At 70.9% G+C, this 20,468-nt stretch carries 19 protein-coding genes and 1 pseudogene; 16 read left to right on the forward strand and 4 right to left on the reverse strand.

The genetic code is table 11. From position 1 onward, the window contains the following. The 3 genes and pseudogenes from K377_RS42495 to K377_RS32020 all read left to right on the forward strand — a co-directional run. A pseudogene (locus tag K377_RS42495) lies at positions 1-168 on the forward strand (molybdopterin-binding oxidoreductase); the annotation flags it as partial. A 115-nt stretch (positions 169-283) separates the two neighbouring features. Beyond that, entirely contained in the window at positions 284-868 is a 585-nt protein-coding gene (locus K377_RS32015) for a sigma-70 family RNA polymerase sigma factor (RefSeq protein WP_111667092.1), read from the forward strand. After that, a complete protein-coding gene (locus tag K377_RS32020) occupies positions 865-1,614 on the forward strand; it encodes an anti-sigma factor domain-containing protein (protein WP_111667093.1) in 750 nt (249 codons plus the stop codon). The genes K377_RS32015 and K377_RS32020 overlap by 4 nt, the downstream gene beginning before the upstream one ends. Positions 1,615-1,687: 73 nt before the next feature. Here K377_RS32020 and K377_RS32025 read toward each other — a convergent pair whose 3' ends face one another. Next, a complete protein-coding gene (locus K377_RS32025) occupies positions 1,688-2,269 on the reverse strand; it encodes a fasciclin domain-containing protein (protein WP_111667094.1) in 582 nt (193 codons plus the stop codon). A 267-nt stretch (positions 2,270-2,536) separates the two neighbouring features. Between K377_RS32025 and K377_RS32030 the strand changes: the two genes are divergently transcribed. From K377_RS32030 to K377_RS32065, 8 genes are all read left to right on the forward strand, one after another. Beyond that, positions 2,537-3,034 (forward strand): DUF4383 domain-containing protein, encoded by a 498-nt coding sequence (locus tag K377_RS32030; RefSeq protein ID WP_111667095.1) that lies wholly within the window; start codon positions 2,537-2,539, stop codon positions 3,032-3,034. Between the two features lie 152 nt (positions 3,035-3,186). Next, positions 3,187-3,837 (forward strand): fasciclin domain-containing protein, encoded by a 651-nt coding sequence (locus tag K377_RS32035; protein WP_111667096.1) that lies wholly within the window; start codon positions 3,187-3,189, stop codon positions 3,835-3,837. Positions 3,838-4,275: 438 nt separating this feature from the next. Then, positions 4,276-5,562 carry an NAD(P)/FAD-dependent oxidoreductase gene (locus K377_RS32040; protein WP_111667097.1) on the forward strand — a complete coding sequence of 429 codons (1,287 nt, stop codon included), beginning with the start codon at positions 4,276-4,278 and terminating at the stop codon, positions 5,560-5,562. A 10-nt stretch (positions 5,563-5,572) separates the two neighbouring features. Continuing rightward, complete coding sequence (locus tag K377_RS32045) at positions 5,573-6,025, forward strand: RidA family protein (protein WP_111667098.1); 453 nt, start codon at positions 5,573-5,575, stop codon at positions 6,023-6,025. Further along, the gene (locus K377_RS32050; RefSeq protein ID WP_111667099.1) at positions 6,022-6,696 is read left to right on the forward strand and encodes a DUF1028 domain-containing protein; all 675 of its coding nucleotides are present in this window, start codon (positions 6,022-6,024) and stop codon (positions 6,694-6,696) included. The genes K377_RS32045 and K377_RS32050 overlap by 4 nt, the downstream gene beginning before the upstream one ends. Beyond that, complete coding sequence (locus K377_RS32055; RefSeq protein WP_111667100.1) at positions 6,693-7,829, forward strand: M20 family metallopeptidase; 1,137 nt, start codon at positions 6,693-6,695, stop codon at positions 7,827-7,829. The genes K377_RS32050 and K377_RS32055 overlap by 4 nt, the downstream gene beginning before the upstream one ends. 57 nt (positions 7,830-7,886) lie before the next feature. Continuing rightward, positions 7,887-9,260: an MFS transporter gene (locus K377_RS32060; RefSeq protein ID WP_111667101.1), complete on the forward strand. Its 1,374-nt coding sequence runs from the start codon at positions 7,887-7,889 to the stop codon at positions 9,258-9,260. 50 nt (positions 9,261-9,310) lie between these two features. Beyond that, positions 9,311-10,234: a LysR family transcriptional regulator gene (locus tag K377_RS32065; protein WP_111667102.1), complete on the forward strand. Its 924-nt coding sequence runs from the start codon at positions 9,311-9,313 to the stop codon at positions 10,232-10,234. Positions 10,235-10,238: 4 nt separating this feature from the next. On the opposite strand, the gene K377_RS32070 is transcribed toward K377_RS32065, so the two are convergent. Beyond that, positions 10,239-10,856: a TetR/AcrR family transcriptional regulator gene (locus K377_RS32070; RefSeq protein WP_111667103.1), complete on the reverse strand. Its 618-nt coding sequence runs from the start codon at positions 10,854-10,856 to the stop codon at positions 10,239-10,241. 248 nt (positions 10,857-11,104) lie between these two features. Here K377_RS32070 and K377_RS32075 point away from each other — a divergent pair, with 248 nt between their 5' ends. From K377_RS32075 to K377_RS32085, 3 genes are all read left to right on the forward strand, one after another. After that, complete coding sequence (locus K377_RS32075; RefSeq protein ID WP_111667104.1) at positions 11,105-12,577, forward strand: aldehyde dehydrogenase; 1,473 nt, start codon at positions 11,105-11,107, stop codon at positions 12,575-12,577. 55 nt (positions 12,578-12,632) lie between these two features. Continuing rightward, complete coding sequence (locus tag K377_RS32080; RefSeq protein ID WP_111667105.1) at positions 12,633-13,985, forward strand: aspartate aminotransferase family protein; 1,353 nt, start codon at positions 12,633-12,635, stop codon at positions 13,983-13,985. Between the two features lie 131 nt (positions 13,986-14,116). Beyond that, positions 14,117-15,616 carry an APC family permease gene (locus K377_RS32085; protein WP_258395201.1) on the forward strand — a complete coding sequence of 500 codons (1,500 nt, stop codon included), beginning with the start codon at positions 14,117-14,119 and terminating at the stop codon, positions 15,614-15,616. A 15-nt stretch (positions 15,617-15,631) separates the two neighbouring features. Here the strand turns inward: K377_RS32085 and K377_RS32090 are convergent, their stop codons facing one another. Next, the gene (locus K377_RS32090) at positions 15,632-16,393 is read right to left on the reverse strand and encodes an isocitrate lyase/phosphoenolpyruvate mutase family protein (RefSeq protein WP_111667106.1); all 762 of its coding nucleotides are present in this window, start codon (positions 16,391-16,393) and stop codon (positions 15,632-15,634) included. 146 nt (positions 16,394-16,539) lie between these two features. Between K377_RS32090 and K377_RS32095 the strand changes: the two genes are divergently transcribed. After that, positions 16,540-17,589: an aldo/keto reductase gene (locus tag K377_RS32095; RefSeq protein WP_111667107.1), complete on the forward strand. Its 1,050-nt coding sequence runs from the start codon at positions 16,540-16,542 to the stop codon at positions 17,587-17,589. 57 nt (positions 17,590-17,646) lie between these two features. Here K377_RS32095 and K377_RS32100 read toward each other — a convergent pair whose 3' ends face one another. After that, complete coding sequence (locus K377_RS32100; RefSeq protein WP_111667108.1) at positions 17,647-18,642, reverse strand: aldo/keto reductase; 996 nt, start codon at positions 18,640-18,642, stop codon at positions 17,647-17,649. A 351-nt stretch (positions 18,643-18,993) separates the two neighbouring features. Here K377_RS32100 and K377_RS32105 point away from each other — a divergent pair, with 351 nt between their 5' ends. After that, positions 18,994-20,415 carry a sugar porter family MFS transporter gene (locus tag K377_RS32105; RefSeq protein ID WP_181512692.1) on the forward strand — a complete coding sequence of 474 codons (1,422 nt, stop codon included), beginning with the start codon at positions 18,994-18,996 and terminating at the stop codon, positions 20,413-20,415. Positions 20,416-20,468: the final 53 nt, after the last annotated feature.

Below are 20,468 nucleotides of genomic sequence, written 5' to 3' on the forward strand. Positions count from 1 at the left end.
CGGGACACCTGGCGGCAGTGGTCGTACGCGTGGCAGGCCACCAAGGGCGGCCACACCCTGACCGTCCGGGCCACCGACCGCACGGGTGAGACGCAGACGGAGAAGCGTACCGCCACCATTCCCGACGGCGCCTCCGGCTGGCATTCAGTTGTTGTCACCGTCGACTGAATCCGGGCACAAGCGGACGCACACGCCCTCCGGCGTCCGCGGGGGCGGCGGCTGTGCCTTACTGGGGGCATCGTCCCCATCGAGCCGCTGCCCCGTGGTAGCCGGAAGGCCGCACATGACGGAAGCCCTCCACATCGGAGAGAGCCCAGCACGCAAGCCCGACCTCGCGAAACTCGTGGTCGCGGTCGGGCAGGGCGACCATCAAGCGTTCGCCGCGCTGTACGACGCGGTCGCCGGGCCCGTGTTCGGGACCGTGCACAAGGTCCTGCGCGATCACGCGCAGTCCGAGGAGGTCGCCCAGGAGGTCTTCGTCGAGGTCTGGCGCACCGCGGCCGCCTACCGCCCCGAGCGCGGCACGGTCATCACCTGGCTCCTCACCCTGGCCCACCGGCGCACCGTCGACCGGATCCGTTCCGTCGAGTCCGCGGCCGCCCGTGACCACAAGGCGGCGCTCCTCGCGCGGACACCGGAGTTCGACGAGGTGAGCGAGCAGGTGGAGGCCCGCTTCGAACGGGAGCAACTGCGGCGCTGCCTGCGGTCGCTCAGCGAGCTGCAGCGCCAGTCCGTGACGCTGGCGTACTACCAGGGCCTCACCTACAAAGAGGTCGCCGACACACTGTCCACGCCGTTGGGCACGATCAAGACGCGGCTGCGGGACGGGCTCATCCGGCTTCGCGACTGCTTGGGGGTGACCGCATGACCGACACGTCCGACCTGCACACGCTCACCGGTGCCTACGCGCTGGACGCGCTGGACGACGACGAACGCCGGGCGTTCGAAGAGCACCTGTCCCGGTGCGCGTCCTGCGAACAGGAGGTACGCGAACTGTCCGCCACCGCGGGACGGCTGGGACTGGCAGCCTCCCTGCCGCCGCCACCGCACCTGAAAGCCCAGGTCATGGCGCGGATCACGGACGTACGACAGGAACCACCGGCCACGCCCGTGACCGGAGAACACCGGCAGGCCCCGCGCAAGCACGCGCTGCGCTGGGCGCTCGCCGCCTGCCTCGCCGGCATGGTCGCGCTCGGCGGCACCACGCTGTGGCAGCACCAGCGGGCCGACGAGGCCCGCCAGGAAGCGCGGGCCGCACAGGACCAGGCCGACCGGATCGCCGCGGTGCTCGCCGCGCCGGACGCCAAGGTGACCTCGGCGGCCGTCAAGGGCGGGGCCCACGGCTCGGTCGTCGTCTCGCGCGCCAGTGACAAGGCCGTCTTCATCGCGTCCGGCATGGCCGAGCCGCCGAAGGGCAAGGTGTACCAGCTGTGGTTCGCCGACGGTGATCACATGCGCGCGGCCGGTCTGATGAACCCCTCCAGCGCCGACCAGAGCGTCCTGATGGCCGGGGCTGTCGGCGACGCCTCCGGCATGGGCGTGACCCTCGAACCGGCCGGGGGCTCGAAGCAGCCCACCACGCAGCCGGTGGCGTTGATGAACTTGCCGGCCTGAACCGTCCGTACCGGCAGCAGTCAGGGGTGTACCGCATGCGCGGTACACCCCTGACGCGTTCCGGCGCGGCCGGTCAGCTCTTGGGCATCAGGACAGTGTCGATGATGTGGACGGTGGCGTTGGAGGTCTGCACGTCGCCGCAGACGATGTTCGCGGTGTCGTTGACCTTGTACTTCTCGCCCGAGCCCGACGTGGTCAGCTTGCTGCCCTCCAGCGTCTTGAAGCTGCCGTCGGCCAGCTTGTCCTGGGTGACCTTCTCGCCCACCACGTGGTAGGTCAGGATCTTGGTGAGCTGGGCCTTGTCGTTGAGGACCTTGTCCAGGTCGGCCTTCGGGATCTTCGCGAACGCCTCGTTGGTCGGCGCGAACACGGTGACGTTCTTCGCGTTGTTCAGCGTGTCCACCAGGCCGGCCTTCTTGACGGCGGTCACCAGGGTGGACAGGTCGGGGTTGTGGGAGGCGGCGGTGGCGACGGGGTCCTTGGCCATGCCGTCGAAGGAACCGGCGCCGTCCTTCGGCACCGACGAACACGCCGGACCGAACGGTCCGCTCATGTCGTCGGCCGAGGCCGCCGGGGCCAGCGTCGCCAGTGAGAGCGGCAGTGCCAGTGCCGCGGAACCGACCAGAATCCGGATGCTTGTGCGGTGAGCGGTCATGATCAACCCTCCAGTACGGCGGGCGAGCGGGCCCGCCGGGCCCCCGAGCGGCCCAGGGCCGGTGAGGGCGCGGGCTACCGGGGGTCGGCGCGTCCATCGCGCCCTCACACCAGTAATTCGTCACCACCTTCGGGGCGGATTGCCCTGGTGTGGGAATTTTTTCCGGTTCGGGCAATCCGGCGCGGCCGTCGGCAGCGGATTAGCGGTGCAGAGAGCAGAGAGCAGAGAGCAGAGAGCAGAGAGCAGGGGGGCGAGGAGGTCCTTCTCATGGCAGTCCTGCACGCGCCCCGCGCGCATTCCCCCGTGACGCTCGACGATCACCTGCCCGTCGACCACCGCCTGGGCCGGGTCTACCGGTTCAGCGCGGGCCTGGCAGGACTCTTCCTGCTCGCCTTCGGCGTCCTCGGGCTCATCGACCGCATCGGCTTCTTCGACACCGGCGCCAACACCACCCTGGGCCTGAACACGAACGGCGCGCTGAGCGTGCTGTCTCTCGTCGTCGGCGGTGTGCTGCTGGCCGCGGCGGTCCGCGGCGGCAACACCGCCTCCACCGTGAACATGGTCCTCGGAATCGCCTTCCTGCTGGTCGGGTTCGCGAGCCTGTTCGCCCTGGACAGCCGCTACAACGTCCTCAACTTCCGCATGCAGAACGTTCTCTTCAGCTTCGCCGTCGGGTTGCTGCTGATGACCGGAGGCATGTACGGGCGGGTCAGCGGAGGGCTGCCGCACGACAACCCCTACTGGCGGTCCCGGCACCCGCGGTGACCGCGGGACCGGTGCGTCGGGTGGCCCGTCGCACGCCGCGGTCGTACGCGGATCACTCGTTCGAGGAAGGACCAATCCGCGGCGCCGGGCGCACCGGATTCCCGGTGATGGAGGCGGATGGCCTTCACAGACCTGATCACTGAGGGATTGTCATGCAGACTCGAGTCCGTCGTATCGCCGTCGTCGTCGCCACCGCCGCCATGCTGCCGCTGGCCCTGACGGCCTGTTCCGACAGCGACTCCAAGGACAAGGCCTCGGGCAGTGCCTCGTCGGCCGCGTCGAAGGGGTCGGACATGGCCAGCCCGTCCGACGACATGAACAGCACGGACGAGCCCTTCGGCTCCGCCTGTTCCTCCGTGCCCAAGGACGGTGCCGGTTCCTTCGACGGCATGGCCAAGGACCCCGTCGCCACCGCCGCCTCCAACAACCCGGCCCTGTCCACCCTGGTGACCGCCGTCAAGAAGGCCGGCCTGGTGGACACGCTGAACAACGCGAAGAACATCACGGTCTTCGCGCCGACCAACGACGCCTTCTCCAAGATTCCGAAGGCCGACCTGGACAAGGTCCTCAACGACAAGGCCCAGCTCACCAAGATCCTGACCTACCACGTCGTGGGCCAGAAGCTGGCGCCCAAGGACCTGGAGAAGGGCTCCTTCGAGACCCTGGAGAAGTCGAAGCTCACCACCGCGGGATCGGGTGAGTCCTACAAGGTGAACGACACCGCCAACGTGGTCTGCGGCAACGTGAAGACCGCCAACGCCAACGTCTACATCATCGACACGGTGCTCATGCCGAAGAGCTGAACGAGCCTTCGGGCGCCGCCACGGCACGGACCTGAAGCGCATTCCCCCTTCGTCTTCTGGATGAGCACGGGGTTGAGCTGGGCGTCTTTCGTTGCGCTGGTTGTGCTGCCCATCCGTCCCGTACGCGGGAGTGTGACGGAGGCAGGTGGCCTCCGTCGGACGGCCGAGAGCGGGAGTACCCGACCGTCTGACGGAGGACCGGCGGCTGGAGCCGCCGCGGGCGGCGCCGCGGCTCCAGCAGGTCGGGGGCCGTCTCCCGTGACACGGCCGGCAGACGCTGATGCGCGTAGAGACCCAAGACCTCCGCACATCTGAAAAAGCGATTGCCCTTAACGGAAACATCTGTTCGACAGAATTTCGCGTTCCCTTCAGGATGACGTCAGCGGTAGCACCGTCGACGCCACACGGGCTGCCCCCACCGCCTGAAGGGAGGCTCACATGCCCAGTGAAGAGACCGAAGTGGTCGTCGTCGGAGCAGGCCAGGCCGGCATCGCGATGAGCGAGCACCTCGGAGCGCTCGGCATACCGCACATCGTCCTGGAGCGGAACCGCATCGCCGAACGGTGGCGCTCGGAGCGGTGGGACTCGCTGGTCGCGAACGGACCCGCCTGGCACGACCGGTTCCCGGGAATGGAGTTCCCCGACGTCGCCCCCGACGGCTTCGCGTCGAAGGAGCAGGTCGCCGACTACTTCGCCGCGTACGCCGAGAAGATCGACGCCCCGGTCCGCTGCGGCGTCGAGGTGACCTCGGTGCGCCGGCACACCGGCCGCTCCGGCTTCCGGGTCGAGACGTCCCAGGGCGCCGTCGACGCTCGCTTCGTCGTCGCCGCGACCGGACCGTTCCAGCGCCCGGTGATCCCGCCCGTCGTCCCGGACGGCGCGGTCCCCGTACAGATCCACTCCAGCGGCTACCGCAACCCCCAACAGCTGCCCGAAGGCGCGGTGATGGTGGTCGGCGCGGGCTCCTCGGGCGTCCAGATCGCCGACGAGCTGCGCCGGTCCGGGCGCCGCGTCCTGCTCTCGGTCGGGCCGCACGACCGCCCGCCGCGCCAGTACCGCGGACGGGACTTCTGCTGGTGGCTCGGCGTGCTCGGACTCTGGGACGCGCAGACGCCGCCGCAGGGCGCCGCACACGTCACCATCGCGGTCAGCGGCGCCCGCGGCGGCCACACCGTGGACTTCCGGGCCCTGGCCGCCACCGGCGTCGAACTCGTCGGCATGACCGCGTCGTACGACGACGGAGTGCTGCGCTTCGCACCGGACCTCGCCACGAACATCGCGCTCGGCGACGAGAAGTACCTCGGCCTGCTGCGCGCTGCCGACGCCTACGTCGAACGCAACGGACTCGACCTGCCCGAGGAGCCGCAGGCGCATGTCCTCGGGCCCGACCCGGAGTGCGTGACCGACCCGCGTCTCGCGCTCGACCTGGCCGACGCCGGTGTCACCTCGATCGTCTGGGCGACGGGCTTCGCCGCCGACTACGGCTGGCTCGACGTCGACGCGTTCGACGAGAACGGCCGCCCGGACCAGAGCCGCGGGGTGTCCGCCGAGCCCGGCGTCTACTTCCTGGGCCTGCCCTGGCTGTCCCGTCGCGGATCGAGCTTCATCTGGGGCGTCTGGCACGACGCCCGGTACGTCGCCGACCACATCGCGATCCGGCGCGGATACCTCGCGTACGACACCGCCGACCGGCCCGTCGCCGCGGCGGCAACCCCGAACAGCTGAGGAGCAGCGCATGACGTCCCCCAAGCCCCCGATCGTCGCCGGTGGACACACCCGCGTCCGCCCGTTCAACACCCGCGACACCTATCCCGAGCAGAGCCTCGACAACGACCTCTGCCAGGCCGTCGTCGCGGGCGACACCGTGTACGTCCGGGGCCAGATCGGCCAGAACCTCGACACCAGCGAGTCCGTCGGCATCGGTGACGCCGAGGCACAGGCCGAACAGGCCATGGCGAACATCAAGATGCTCCTCGAAGAGTCCGGCAGCCGCATCGAGCACCTGGTCAAGCTGACGATCTATCTGATCGACCCGCGCTACCGCGAGGCCGTGTACCGCACCGTGGGCCGCTGGACCAAGGGCGTCCACCCCATCTCCACCGGCCTGGTCGTGTCGGCCCTCGCCCGCCCGGAGTGGCTGTGCGAGATCGACGCCGTCGCCGTGATCCCGAAGGAGGACCGGGCATGACGTTCTCCCTGGTGGTCCGCGACGGCGAACGGTTCGGCATCGCTGTCAGCTCGTCCAGTCCGGCCGTGGCCGCACGCGTCGCCCATCTGCGCCCCGGCGTCGGCGCGGCGACCTCGCAGAACATCACCGACCCCACGCTCGGCACCGACCTGCTCGACGCGCTCGCCGAACACGGCGACGCGGAGCGCGCCCTGGCCGACGTCACCGGCGCCACCCGCAACGAAAAGACCATCGCCTACCGGCAGTTGGCCGTGCTCGGCCGCTCCGGCCCCGGGTTCGCCTTCAGCGGCCCGCACACCCTCGGCACCCACGCCACCGCGACCGCCGACGGAGCGGTCGCGGCCGGGAACATGCTGTCCGGCACACACCTCCCCGGCGTCCTCCTCGACGCGTACGCGTCCGCCACGGGGGAGTTGGAGGAACGGCTGCTCGCCGCCATGAAGGCCGCCATCGCGGCGGGCGGCGAGGAAGGGCCGGTGCACTCCGCCGGGATGGCCGTCGTCGCCGACGTGGGCTGGCGCGTCACCGACCTGCGGGTGGACTGGGCCGACGACCCGGTCGACCGGCTCGGCGAACTCCTCGACGTATGGCTGCCGCAGCGGGACGACTACGTCCGGCGCGGCCTCGACCCCGCCACGTCACCGTCCTACGGCGTACCGGGAGACCTGTGAAGAGCGCGCTCAAGGAAGCCGCCAGGCACGAGGTCGACCGGCACACCGAGGAACTGATCGGACTCTCCGAGCGGCTGCACGCGGACCCGGAGACCGCCTGGGAGGAGCACCGGGCCGCGGCCACCGTCCCGGAGCTGCTCGACCGCGCCGGATTCGACGTGACCTCCGCCTACTTGGGCCTGGACACCGCCTTCCACGCCACGTTCGGCGGCGGCCCCGTGCGCATCGCGCTGTGCGCCGAGTACGACGCGCTGCCCGGCCTCGGGCACGCGTGCGGGCACAACCTCATCGCGGCGAGCTCCGTCGGCGCCGCCCTCGGCCTGGCCGCCGTCGCCGACGACGCCGGGCTCACCGTCGAGGTCTACGGAACCCCCGCCGAGGAGGGCGGCGGCGGCAAGATCGAGATGCTCGACCGCGGCGCCTTCACCGGCGTGGACCTCGCGATGATGGCGCACCCGGCACCGGTCGACGTCGCCGAGGCCCGCCCCTTCGCCGTCAGCCACTCCAAGATCTCGTACACCGGGAAGTCCGCGCACGCCGCCGCCTACCCGGAGGCCGGGATCAACGCGGCCGACGCCTTCACCGTCGCCCAGGTGGCCATCGGCCTGCTGCGTCAGCAACTGCCGTCATCGGCACGCGTGCACGGGGTGGTGACGCACGCCGGGGACGCGCCCAACGCCATCCCGGAGCGGTCGAGCGGACGCTGGTACGTCCGCGCCGAGACCCTCGCGGAACTCGCCGCACTCGAACCGCGCGTCATGCGCGCCTTCGAGGCGGGCGCGCTGGCCACCGGCTGCGACCTGGAGATTGAACCGGAGAGCAAGCCGTACGCGGAGTTCCGCACCGACGGGACGGCGCTCGGCCACTACCGCGCCAACGCCCTCGCCCTGGGACGGGAGTTCGCGCCACCCGGCCAGGCCGCACGGATGAACCGCGCCTCCACCGACATGGGCAACGTCTCCCAACGGGTGCCCGCCATCCACCCGTACATCGGCATCGGCTCCCTGCCCGCCACCAACCACCAGCACGAGTTCGCCGCGCACTGCGTCGGCGGCACGGCGGAACGCGCCCTGCTCGACGCCGCCGTGGCACTGGCCTGGACCGGCATCGACCGCGGCGCACCCGCGCTCTGAGGACCGACGGCACCCGCACCGCCCCGGTACCTCACCCCATCCCCCAAGGAGGCGCGTATGCCCACCCGCCACAGCAGTGCCCCGACGGAAACCGCGGCCGAGCCGGCCACCGACGTGGTCACCCTGCGCAGGAGCGTCGCCGCCGGAGCCGTCGGCGTGTTCGTGCACTGGTTCGACTGGGCCGCGTACGCCTATCTCGCCGGAACCGTCGCGACCGTCTTCTTCCCGTCCGACGACAGGACCACCGGACTGCTCGCCGTGTTCGGCGTGTTCGCCGTCTCGTTCGGCATCCGGCCGATCGGAGCCCTGGTGTTCGGGCCGCTCGGCGACCGCATCGGCCGCAAGCGCACCCTCTCCCTGGTCATCTTCATGATGTCCGGCGCGACGCTGACCATCGGCCTGCTCCCCGGGTACGACTCGATCGGCATCGCCGCCCCGATCCTCCTGGTGGCCCTGCGGCTGATCCAGGGCTTCGCCGCGGGCGGCGAGTTCGGCAGCGCGGCCAGCTTCCTCGCCGAGAGCGCGCCGCGCCGCCGCCGCGGGTTCGGCGTGAGCTGGCTGGAGGTCGGCTCCCTGCTCGGCTTCCTCGCCGGCTCGTTCGTCTTCCTGCTGCTGTCCTCCGGCCTCGACGACGCCCAGCTCACCGCCTGGGGCTGGCGCATCCCTTTCCTCGTCGCCGCGCCGCTCGGCATCATCGGCTTCATCATCCGCAACAAGATCGAGGACACCCCCGAGTACCGGGCCCTGGAGGCGAACGACGCCGTTCCGAGCAGTCCTGCCCGGGAGCTGTTCCGCTCCCACAAGCGCGAACTGCTCCAGGCGGCGGGCCTGATGACGGCCATGCACGTCCCCTTCTACGCCGTCCTCACCTACCTCGTCACCTACGAGACCGACCACCTGGGACACTCGGCCGACAACGCGGCCCTGCTGTCCACCGTCATCTCCCTGCTCGGACTGGTGCTGGTGCCGCTGTTCGGCGGCCTCTCCGACCGGGTGGGGCGCAAACCGGTGTTCGTCGGGGCGACGGTGGCCCTGCTGGTCCTGTCCACCCCGGCGTTCCTGCTGATGCGCACCGGGCTCGTCGGAACGTGGATCGCCGGTCTGCTGCTCGGCGCGATCCTCGCGGCCATCCTCGGCACGTACGCGGTGTGGTCGGCGGAGGTCTTCCCCACCCGCACCCGGCAGAGCGGGCTCTCCGTCGCCTACAACGTCACCGCCGCGCTGTTCGCCGGCACCGTGCCCTACCTGATGACCGTGCTCATCTCCGCGACGGGCAGCACCCTCGTGCCCGGCCCATACCTGATGGTCTTTGCCGTCGGCGGCCTGGTCGCCGCCCTGTCCCTGAAGGAGACCGCAGGGTCCGCCCTGCTGCGCCCCGAGGACGTCGCGGAGCCGGCCGGTGCCGCCGAGCCGGTCGCCGAGCGCGTGTAGGCGGCGCATAGGGTCGGGCGGACACGGTCCACCGCGCACAAGGGTCTCGCATGACGTCACCGCTGGGTTTCACCCTCGTTCAGCTGCGCTACTTCCTGGTCGCCGCCGAGCGCGGGTCGATGACGGAGGCGTCGGCGGAGCTGCACATCGCGCAGTCCGCCGTGTCCGCCGCGGTCTACAACCTGGAGCGGGAGCTCCAGGTGCAGCTGTTCATCCGGCGCCGGGGCCGCGGGCTGACCCTGACGCCCGCGGGGGAGCGGCTCCAGCAGCAGGCCAGGGAGCTGCTGGCCCGGGCCCGCGAGGTCGAGCGCGAGGCCCGGGGAGATGGCGAGACGCTCACCGGCCCCGTCACCGTCGGCTGCTTCGTGACCCTGGCCCCCTACTACCTGCCCCTGCTCTTCAGCGAGTGCACCCGGCGCCACCCGGGCATCCAGATCGACGTGGTGGAGGCGGAGACGGACCAGCTCGTCCAGGCGCTGGCGGCGGGCCGCATCGACTTCGCCCTCACCTACGGCCTCGGCCTGTCGTCGGAGCCCGACCTGCGCACCGAGACGATCGCCGAGGCCCCCGCCTACGTCATCGTCCCCGCCGGGCACCCGCTAGCCGGGCAGGGCAGCGTGGAGCTGGCCGAACTGTCCGCCGAACCGCTCGTCCTGCTGGACCTGCCGCACAGCCGCGACTACTTCCACTCCCTGGTCGCCGCCACCGGCACCGCACCCGACGTCCGCTACCGCACCCAAAGCTATGAGACCGTGCGCTCCCTGGTCGCCCGGGGCCTCGGCTACTCCGTGCTCAACCAGCGGCCGTCGACCAGCCAGACCTACGGCGGCGGCGAGGTCGCCGAACTCGCCCTCCGCGACGGCGGCCCGCCGCTCGAAGTGAAGATCGCCGCGGTCGGCGGTGTGGCCCAGACCCCGCGCGCCCGCGCGGTGATGGACGTACTGCGCGACATCGCGCCGCGGCCCGCCGCCTGAGCTTCTACAGCGCGGCGCAGCCCGTCACGGCCCGCGCGTGGGCGAGGACCAGCTCGCGGGCCCTGTCGCCGCGCAGCGCAGCGTTGTGGCTGACGATGTGCAGGCCGTAGCCGTCCTCCATAGCCACGAGGCCGTGCGCCAGATCGTGCGCGGACGCGGCGAGGGAGAACGCGCCGGTCGCGGCACCGACCTCCAGAGCGGTGGTGTAGAGCGCCACCTCCCGGGCGAAGAGCGAGGTCATCAGCTCGGCATGGCCGGGGCTGCGGCCGGCACGCCGGTGCAGCTCGTAGAGCAGCCCGTGCACGGCGTCCTCCGTGGTGCTGGGCAGCCCGCTCGCGATGAGCGCCCGCATCCGCGCCACGGAGTCCTCCGCCGCCGCTTCGTCGTACGCCCGCTGCCGGGAGGACAGAAAGCTCTCCACCGCGCCCCGGTGCACTTCGAGAACGAGGTCGTCGAGCTCCGGGTAGTAGTACAGCACCGAGCCCTGGGACACCCCTGCGGCGTCCGCGATGTCCTTGATGCGCAGCCCTTCGAGGCCGCGCCGTGCGATGGCCTGCCCGGCGGCGGAGACGAGGGCCTCTCTGCGTGCCGTCTGGTTGCGTGGTCTGCCGACTTTGCCCATGGCGGTTAATTCTCTGTTACCCGGACCAACTTCTGCAAGAAGTTCGGGTCATTGGCATTGACGGCGGCTGAACGGATTGTTTGAATCTCGACTCAAAGAAGTCGCCCGGCCCGCTGGGGCGGAGCCGACTCGCCGTCACGCCGCCCACCCCGGCGGACGCCGGAACTCCTCCTACTCGGCCCTGGCCCCACGAGATCCGGCCGGGCGCCGGTTCGCCCGGATCCCCTACGCATTGCGAAGGCCACCGCATGACGACGTACTCGCACTGGCGGCAGCGCGCCACCGAACTCGAGCCCCGCACCCGGCTGTTCATCGACGGTGCGTGGGCCGACCCCTCCGAAGGCCGGTGGCTGGCCACCGTGAATCCCGCGACCGGCAAGACCACCGCCGAGGTCGCGGTCGGCACGGTCGCCGACGTCGACCGCGCCGTGCGCGCGGCCCGCACCTCCTTCGAGGACGGCCGCTGGTCGCGCACGGCCCCCGCCGAGCGCAAGCGCGTCCTGCTGAAGCTGGCCGGCCTCATCGAGGCGCACGCCGAGGAGCTCGCTCTCTGCGACACCCTCGACATGGGCAAGCCGATCGCGGAGTCGTACGGCACCGACGTGCCCGGCGCCGCCGGATGCTTCGCCTGGTACGCCGAAGCCCTCGACAAGCTCTACGACGAGGTGGCACCGGCGCCGCCCGGCGAGCTCGCCCTGATCCGCCGCGCCCCGCTGGGTGTCGTCGGCGCGGTGGTTCCGTGGAACTTCCCTCTCGACATAGCGAGTTGGAAGCTGGCGCCCGCTCTGGCGGCGGGCAACAGCGTCGTCCTCAAGCCCGCCGAGCAGTCACCGCTCTCGGCGCTGCTGCTGGCCGAACTCGCCGCGCAGGCAGGCCTTCCCGACGGCGTGCTGAACGTCGTCCCCGGCCCCGGCGAGATCACCGGCCGCGCCCTCGGCCTCCACCCGGACGTCGACACACTGGTGTTCACCGGGTCGACCGATGTCGCCAAGCGGTTCCTCGCCTACGCGGCCGAGTCGAACATGAAGCAGGTGTGGCCCGAGGCCGGCGGAAAGAGCCCGAACCTGGTCTTCGCCGACGCGGACCTGGAGGCCGCCGCGGAGCGCGCCGCCTGGGGCTTCGCCTACAACGCCGGGCAGGTGTGCTCCGCCAACACCCGTCTCCTCGTCGAGGCGTCCGTCGCCGAGGAGTTCACGGCCCGGGTCGCCGAGCACGCCCGTAGCTGGACACCGGGCGACCCGCTGGACCCCGCCACCCGGCTCGGCCCGCTCGTCGACGAGCACCAGGTGACACGTGTGCTGGACGCGGTGCGGTCCTCGGGCGGCACCCTCGTGTGCGGCGGCACCCGCCCCGACCTCGACGGCGCCTACCTGGACCCCACGGTCGTCACCGGCCTCGGCCCCGACGCCCCGCTCGTCCGCGACGAACTGTTCGGCCCCGTCCTGACGGTGCTGCCCTTCCGCGACGAGGCGGAAGCGGTCCGCCTCGCGAACGACTCCGCCTACGGGCTGGCCGCGTCCGTGTGGACGCGCGACCTCGGCCGCGCCCACCGCGTCGCCGGCGCCCTGCGCGCCGGCACGGTCTCCGTCAACACCGTCGACGCGCTCAGCCCGTTTACCCCCTTCGGCGGCTTCAAGCAGTCCGGCCACGGCCGCGACCTCTCCCTGCACTCCTTCGACAAGTACACGGGCCTGAAGACCACCTGGATCGCCTACGGCTGACCCGGCCCCACCCGCCCGTCACACCCTCGCCACCCACCACCCAGGAGCCGTCCCCATGACCCTCGACACCGCGGACCTCGCCCGCCTCGACCGGGCGCACATCATCCACCCCTACCTGCCCGGCAGCGCCACCGAGCGCGTCGTGATGACCGACGGGGCGGGCTGCCGCCTCACCGACTCCGAGGGCCGGAGCTACCTCGACGCCACCGGCGGCCTGTGGCTCGCCCAAGTGGGCCACGGGCGGACCGAGTTGGCCGACGTCGCCCACGAGCAGATGAAGAAGCTCGAGTACTTCACCAGTTTCTGGGAGTTCTCCAACGACCGGGCCATCGCCCTGGCCGCCCGCCTCGCCTCGATCGCCCCGGACCCGCTGAACCACGTGTACTTCACCTCCGGCGGCTCGGAGGGCAACGAGGCGGCCATCAAGATGGCCCGCTACTACCACCACCGCCGCGGCGACACGGACCGCACCTGGATCCTGGCGCGCGACAAGGCCTACCACGGCATCGGCTACGGCGGCGGCTCGGCCACCGGCTTCCCGCTCTACCACGAGGGCTTCGCCCCGATGATGCCGCACGTCTCGCACCTCACCCCGCCGTGGCCCTACCGCACCGACCTCTACGGCGGTCAGGACCCCACCGACTTCCTCGTCCGGGAGCTGGAGGAGCGCATCGCGGAGATCGGCCCGCAGAACATCGCGGCGATGATCGGCGAGCCCATCATGGGCGTCGGCGGCATGCTCGTCCCGCCCGCCGACTACTGGCCCCGGGTCCGCGAGGTCCTCGACCGGCACGGCATCCTGCTGATCTTCGACGAGGTCGTCACCGCGTACGGCCGCGTGGGGGAGTGGTTCGCCGCCCAGTACTTCGACGTCACCCCCGACATCATCGTCACCGCCAAGGGCATCACCTCCGGCTACGTGCCGCTCGGCGCCCTGCTCGTCGGGGACCACGTCGCCGAGGTCCTGCTGCGCGACCACGGCTTCCCGATGGGCTACACGTACAACGGCCACCCGGTCGCCACCGCGGTCGCCCTGGCCAACCTCGACATCATCGAGAAGGAGGGCCTGCTCGCCCGCGCCACCGGCCTCGGCGCCACCCTCCACGCCGAACTCCACTCCCAGCTGGGCGACTTGCCCGTCGTCGGCGAGGTCCGCTCGGTCGGCATGATGCTCGCCGTCGAACTCGTCGCGGACCGCGCCACCCGCACGCCGCTGCCGCTGAACCCCGACCGGATGCCGCACGACGTCATCCGCCGCGAGACCGGCGTCATCGTCCGCGACTCCGCCCACAGCCTCGTCCTGTCCCCGCCGCTGATCATGACCGAGGCCGAGGCCAAGGACGTGGCCGCCGCCTTGCGCGGAGTGCTGGAACGCACCGCGCCCACGGGCGAGATCCGCGCGGCCTGACATGCCCGGGGAGGCCCGGTGACCGCCGGGCCTCCCCAGGCAGCCGCAACACCCCGACACGGAACCCCACGCCGTAGCCGCGCCCGCACGCGCCCCTCCGCAGTCCCCTCTCCCCGTCTAAGGAACTGCCCGTGTCCCCCGAACTCACGTCCACCGCATCGCGTGCTCCCGAAGCGCCGACCTCCCTGCACCGAAGCCTCCGGCGCTTCGACATCACCGCCATGGCCATCGCCGCGGTCATCTCCTTCGACACCGTCGGCCAGATCGCCACCGGCGGAGGAGAGGCGGCCACCTGGACAGCGGCCCTCGCCCTCTTCTTCCTCGTCCCCTACGCCCTGCTGTTCGCCGAGACCGGAGCCGCGTTCCCGCAGGAGGGCGGCCCGTACGTATGGGTCAAGCTCGCCCTCGGCCGGCCCGCCGCCGCGCTGATCACCCTCTTCTACTGGGTGACCAACCCCATCTGGCTCGGCGGCTCCCTGGTCTTCCTCGCCGCCGAGACCTGGGACGGCTTCGTCTTCCACCTCGGCTCGGGCACCTTCGGCGACTACGCCTTCAAGCTGCTGTTCGTCTGGGCCGCCATCCTCACCGCCGTGGTGTCCCTGAGCCGCGGCAAGTGGATCACGACCGCGGGCGCGGTCGTGAAGGTGCTGGCACTGACCCTGTTCACCCTCACGGCCACGCTCTACGGCATCGAGCACGGCTTCCAGGGCCTGACCGAATCCCGCTTCACCCCGACCGGGGCCGGCTTCCTGGCCCTCGTCCCCATCCTCCTCTTCGCCTACGTCGGCTTCGAGGCACCCAACGCCGCCGGCGAGGAGATGCACAACCCGCAGCGCGACGTCCCCGCGGCCCTCGGCCGGTCGGCCACCGTCGCTGCCTGCTGCTACCTCCTGCCCGTGCTCGCCCTCCTCGCCGTCGTCCCCGCCCAGCAGGTCACCGGCATCGGCGGCTTCATGGAAGGAGCCCGCCACGTCTACGGCGTCTACGGCCCGGCCGCGGGACCGCTGCTCACCGTCACCGCGGTCATGTTCGTCTTCGCCCTCCTCACCCAGGGCAGCGCCTGGATGATCGTCAGCGACCGGATGCAGGCCATGGCCGCCGCCGACGGAGGCTTCTTCGCCCGCTCGCTCGGCGCCTTCCACCCCCGTCTCGGCACGCCCGTGCGCACCAACCTGCTCTCCGGCGCGGTCGCCACGGTCTTCATGCTCACCGCCATGCAACTCGCCGACGGCGACGCCGGTGCCGTCTTCGCCGTGGTGCTCACGGTCGCCGTCACCACGCTGCTGCTCTCCTACCTGGTGATCGTGCCCGCACTCGTCGTCCTCCGGCTGCGCCGCCCCGACGTCCCCCGCCCGTACCGCGTCCCCTTCGGCAACCGCGGCTTCCTCGCCTGCGCCGCCCTGGTGTACGCCTGGATCCTGCTCGGCTCCTGGGCGGCGCTCTTCCCCGGCGTACTCGAAGGACTCTTCGGCATCGACTACGACTTCGGGGACGCCTGGGGCGTCTCCCGCCTGTCCTTCGAGGCCTTCACCCTCGGCACCGTCGCCCTGCTGCTCCTCGTGGGCGCGCTGGGCATGGCGGCGGCGCGGCGCGACGACCACCGGCTGGGGGCCGTCCGCGCCGACACCTGAGCCGGGAGGATCGGGCTAGGGCGCCCACGGGCCGAGCATGTCCTTCATCGCGTCGGTCATCGCGCTCTGCAGCAGCGGGCCGTAGGTGATCCGGCCGACGCCGAGGCGGCGGAAGCGGTCCAGATCGTGCCTGACGGGGTGGGCCGTGGAGTTCACCGGAACACCGACGGCGCCGATCACCGCGGTGAGCAGCTCGTCGTCGTCCTGGATCCGTACCGGGTAGACGCTGTCGGCACCGGCCTCTTCCATCGCCCGCAGGCGCTCGATCGCCTCGTCGAGCACATCCGCGGCCTTGTCCGCGTGAAGGAAGAGGTCGGTGCGCCCGTTGACCCAGACCGGGATGCCCAGGTCGTCGGCCGCCGCGCGCAGGCCCGCGATGTAGCCCGCGTGCTCCGCCGTGTCACGGACCCGCCCGCCGTCGGAGTGGACGGTGTCCTCGACGTTCAGGCCGACACCGCCGACCGCGACGAGTCCCTCGATGAGGGCGCCGGGCTCCTGCCCGTACCCGGACTCCAGGTCCACGGAGACGGGGATGTCGACCGCCGCGACGATCGAGCGGGCGGCGGCGAGCACCTCCTCGAAGGTCTGTCCCTCGTGGTCGTCGGCGCCGCGGGAATCGGCGAGGGGATGGCTGCCGATGGTCAGCGCGGGAAACCCGGCGGCGGCCGCCGTCCGCGCGGACCAGACGTCCCAGACGGTCGGCAGCACCAAGGGCCGGTGATCGGCGTGCAGTTGCCGGAGGCGCCGAGCGCGCTCCACAGTGGTTCGAGAGTCCATGGGCGGGACGCTACCCGTGAGGCGGCGGCGCCGACGTACCGACGTACCGATCTGCGGTCTGCGGCGGCGACCTTGACTTCGAGTCATCTCCAACTCGTAGGCTCCGCCGGACAGACACCCGGCGCCACTACCGCAGGAGCTCTCCTTTGCGTTACCGCACGCTCGGCAGAACCGGCATCGAAGTCAGCGTCCACTGCCTCGGCACGATGATGTTCGGCGCCATCGGCAACCCGGATCACGACGACAGCACCCGGGTCATCCACGCCGCCCTGGACGCCGGCATCAACTTCGTCGACACCGCCGACATGTACTCCGCGGGCGAGAGCGAGGAGATCGTCGGCAAGGCACTGCGGGGCCGTCGCGACGACGTGGTGCTCGCCACGAAGGTGCACTTCCCGATGGGCGAGGGCCGCAACCGCGGCGGCAACTCCCGCCGCTGGATCGTCAAGGAGGTCGAGGACAGTCTGCGCCGGTTGCAGACCGACTGGATCGACCTCTACCAGATCCACCGCCCCGACGAGAACACCGACGTCGAAGAGACCCTCTCCGCGCTGAGCGACCTGGTCCACCAGGGGAAGATCCGCGCCTTCGGCTGTTCCACCTTCCCCGCCGAGGATCTGGTCGAAGCCCATCACGTCGCCGAACACCGCGGTCTGCTGCGCTTCCGCACCGAACAGCCGCCGTACTCGATCCTGGCCCGCGGCATCGAGCGCTCCCTGCTGCCGGTCTGCGAGCGCTACGGGATGGGCGTGCTGACCTGGAGCCCTCTGGCGGCGGGGTTCCTCACCGGCAAGTACCGCAAGGCGCAGAGTGTCGACATGGACAACGGCCGTGCCGCCCTGCAACCGTTCCGCTTCGACCCCGAACTGCCCGAGAACGCCGCCAAGTACGAGGCCGTGGAACAGCTCGCCGAGCTCGCCTCCGACCTCGGCCGTACGCTGCCGGAGCTGGCCGTCGCCTTCGCCGCGACGCACCCCGCCGTCACCTCGGTGATCATCGGCCCGCGCACCCAGGCGCAGCTCGAAGGGCTGCTGAAGGGCGCCCACCTCACACTCGACGACGCCACACTGGACCGTATCGACGAGATCGTGCCGCCGGGCACGGACCTCTACCGCGCGGACGCCGCCTGGACGCCGCGCTCACTCGCCGACCCGGCGCGCCGCCGCCGTCCGCTCGCGGAACGATCGGCGAGCTGAGCCCCGCCGTCCCGTACGGGCCAGGGCGCGCCGGGCCGTATCCGCCCGGCCCCCGATCTACTTGTTCACGGCGGACATGCCCCGCTCGTCGTAACGCTGCCCGGCCGCCTCGGGGACTTCGGCGTCGATGCGGGCGAGGTCGTCCGCGGTGAGCTCGACGTCCAGCGCGCCGACGTTCTGTTCGAGGTAGGTCCGGCGCTTGGTGCCGGGGATCGGGACGAGGTCGTCACCCTGCGCCAGCACCCACGCGATGGCGAGCTGGGCCGGGGTGACCTCCTTCTCGGCGGCGATCTCCTTGACCTTGGCGGCGAGCTTGAGGTTCGCGGTGAGGTTGTCGCCGGTGAAACGCGGACCGGAGCGCCGGAAGTCGTCCTTGTCGAGTTCCTCGGGGGAGGAGAACCGGCCGGCGAGGAAGCCGCGGCCCAGCGGGGAGTAGGGCACGAACCCGATCCCCAGCTCACGGCACGTGGGCAGGATCTCGGCCTCGGGGTCGCGGCTCCACAGGGAGTACTCGGTCTGCACCGCCGTGACGGGATGCACGGCGTGGGCGCGGCGGATCGTCTCCGCGCTCGCCTCACTCAGCCCGATGTGGCGCACCTTCCCCTCCGCGACCAGTTCGGCCAGCGCTCCGACGGTCTCCTCGATCGGGACGTTCGGGTCGACGCGGTGCTGGTAGTAGAGGTCCACGTAATCGGTGCCGAGCCGAGTCAGGGAGCCCTCGATCGAGCTGCGGACGTGCGCGGCCGAACCGTCCTGGCGCCCGACCGTGCTCGGGTCGCCGGGAACGGCGTCGTCCATGCGGAGATTGAACTTGGTGGCGATCACGTACGCGTCGCGGTGCCCCTTCACCGCGCGGCCGACGAGTGACTCGTTGGTGAGCGGTCCGTAGATCTGGGCGGTGTCGAGGAAGTTCACCTCCAGCTCCAGGGCGCGCTGGATGGTCCTGATGCCCTCGGCCTCGTCGGCGCTGCCGTAGAAGGCGGACATCCCCATGCAGCCCAGACCGAGGGAGGAAACGTCCAGATCCCGAAGTGTGCGTGTGTGCTGCTTCATTCCGTACGGGCCTTTCCGTGTTCGTCGGTGCAAAGGTCTCCGGCTCGAACCCTAGATGGCGGAGGCTTCTCGCACTCCAAAGTAGGAGCCTTCCCCTCCGCTCGCCGCTCGGGCGCCGGCGGCCGCCTCGTATACCCCGGTCTCGCCCGATGACATGCGCGGGAGCTTCGTTGTGGCGAGACTCGCACCTTGCGGCTGATCATTGCTTGAGCGAACGAAGTCGTCCTAGCGTGGCCCGTGGTCCGTCGCGGCACGCTCTGTGCCGAACGGGCATCCGTGACGTTTGACGTCCCACCGCGATACAGCGAAACAGGTGTACACCCAGTGTCCAGCACAGTCGATAAGACAACGTTGTCAGCCGGGCGCGGAACCCGCGGCAAGGCGATCGGTATCGCCGTCGCGGCCGCCGTCGGAGGATTCCTCTTCGGCTTCGACTCCTCCGTGATCAACGGCGCGGTCGAGTCCCTGACCGACCAGTTCACACTGGGCTCCTTCATGTCCGGCTTCGTGGTCTCCATCGCGCTGCTCGGCTGCGCGGCGGGCGCCTGGTTCGCCGGCCGGCTCGCCGACCGCTTCGGGCGGCGGGCCGTCATGGTGGTCGGCGCGGTCCTCTTCGTCCTCAGCTCGGTCGGCACGGCGACCGCGTTCAACGTCCCGTCGCTGCTGGTCTGGCGCGTCGTCGGCGGTCTCGGCATCGGCGTGGCGTCGGTGATCGCACCCGCGTACATCTCCGAGATCGCCCCGGCCAAGGGGCGCGGCGCGCTGGGATCGCTGCAACAGCTCGCGATCACCATCGGCCAGCTCGTGGTGCTCAGCTCCAACGCGGTGCTGTCGCACTGGGCCGGCGGACCGTCCCGCGATCTGTGGTGGGGCATCGAGGCGTGGCGCTGGATGTTCCTCGTCGGTGTCGTGCCCGCCGTGATCTACGGGGTGCTCGCGCTGCTGATCCCCGAGTCGCCGCGGTACCTCGTCTCCCGGGGCCGCCTCGACCAGGCGGCGGAGGTCCTGGGCCGGGTCAGTGGCGAGACCGATCCGCGGGCCAAGGTCGCGGAGATCCAGCAGACGATCTCCGCCGAGCACCGTCCGTCGTTCGCCGACATCCGCGGCAACCGTTTCGGGCTGCACCCGCTGGTGTGGGTGGGCATCATCATGGCCGCGCTCCAGCAGCTCATCGGCATCAACGCGATCTTCTACTACTCCACGACGCTGTGGCACTCCGTGGGCTTCAGCACCGGCGACTCGTTCATCACGTCCGTCATCACGGCGGGCATCAACGTGGTCATGACGGTCGTCGCGATGCTCTTCGTCGACCGGGTCGGCCGGCGGCGGCTGCTGACGATCGGTTCGATCGGCATGTTCGTCGGTCTGCTGATGGCCGCGGTCGCGTTCTCCCAGCAGCACGGCACCGGCGCGAACGTCTCGCTTCCGGGTTCGTGGGGCCCGGTGGCCCTCGTGGGCGCGAACGTCTTCGTCGTCTTCTTCGCCCTCTCCTGGGGCCCGATCCTGTGGATCATGCTCGCCGAGATGTTCCCGAACCGGATGCGCGGCTATGCGCTCGCCATCGGTACGGCGTCCAACTGGATCTTCAACTTCATCGTGACGTTCTCCTTCGAGCCGATGACGAAGCACGTCGGCCTGTCCTGGCTGTACGGGGCGTTCGCCTTCTTCGCGGTCGTGGCCCTCGTCTTCACCCGGACCAAGGTGCCCGAGACCACGGGCCAGGAGCTGGAGGCGATGACCGGAGAGGTCCACCAGCGGCAGGCCCACGCCTGACAAGCGCCTGTCGGCCGAAGAAGCGGCTGCTGCCCGGACACTCCGGGCAGCAG

This window comes from Streptomyces sp. PsTaAH-137 (assembly GCF_003259365.1).
GTDB lineage: Bacteria > Actinomycetota > Actinomycetes > Streptomycetales > Streptomycetaceae > Streptomyces.

What these genes read in the sequence shown, in the direction of transcription:
- K377_RS32015 (WP_111667092.1), top strand. Translation starts at nt 284, where the DNA reads ATGACGGAAGCCCTCCACATCGGAGAGAGCCCAGCACGCAAGCCCGAC.
- K377_RS32020 (WP_111667093.1), top strand. Translation starts at nt 865, where the DNA reads ATGACCGACACGTCCGACCTGCACACGCTCACCGGTGCCTACGCGCTG.
- K377_RS32025 (WP_111667094.1), bottom strand. Translation starts at nt 2,269, where the DNA reads ATGACCGCTCACCGCACAAGCATCCGGATTCTGGTCGGTTCCGCGGCA.
- K377_RS32030 (WP_111667095.1), top strand. Translation starts at nt 2,537, where the DNA reads ATGGCAGTCCTGCACGCGCCCCGCGCGCATTCCCCCGTGACGCTCGAC.
- K377_RS32035 (WP_111667096.1), top strand. Translation starts at nt 3,187, where the DNA reads ATGCAGACTCGAGTCCGTCGTATCGCCGTCGTCGTCGCCACCGCCGCC.
- K377_RS32040 (WP_111667097.1), top strand. Translation starts at nt 4,276, where the DNA reads ATGCCCAGTGAAGAGACCGAAGTGGTCGTCGTCGGAGCAGGCCAGGCC.
- K377_RS32045 (WP_111667098.1), top strand. Translation starts at nt 5,573, where the DNA reads ATGACGTCCCCCAAGCCCCCGATCGTCGCCGGTGGACACACCCGCGTC.
- K377_RS32050 (WP_111667099.1), top strand. Translation starts at nt 6,022, where the DNA reads ATGACGTTCTCCCTGGTGGTCCGCGACGGCGAACGGTTCGGCATCGCT.
- K377_RS32060 (WP_111667101.1), top strand. Translation starts at nt 7,887, where the DNA reads ATGCCCACCCGCCACAGCAGTGCCCCGACGGAAACCGCGGCCGAGCCG.
- K377_RS32065 (WP_111667102.1), top strand. Translation starts at nt 9,311, where the DNA reads ATGACGTCACCGCTGGGTTTCACCCTCGTTCAGCTGCGCTACTTCCTG.
- K377_RS32070 (WP_111667103.1), bottom strand. Translation starts at nt 10,856, where the DNA reads ATGGGCAAAGTCGGCAGACCACGCAACCAGACGGCACGCAGAGAGGCC.
- K377_RS32075 (WP_111667104.1), top strand. Translation starts at nt 11,105, where the DNA reads ATGACGACGTACTCGCACTGGCGGCAGCGCGCCACCGAACTCGAGCCC.
- K377_RS32080 (WP_111667105.1), top strand. Translation starts at nt 12,633, where the DNA reads ATGACCCTCGACACCGCGGACCTCGCCCGCCTCGACCGGGCGCACATC.
- K377_RS32090 (WP_111667106.1), bottom strand. Translation starts at nt 16,393, where the DNA reads ATGGACTCTCGAACCACTGTGGAGCGCGCTCGGCGCCTCCGGCAACTG.
- K377_RS32100 (WP_111667108.1), bottom strand. Translation starts at nt 18,642, where the DNA reads ATGAAGCAGCACACACGCACACTTCGGGATCTGGACGTTTCCTCCCTC.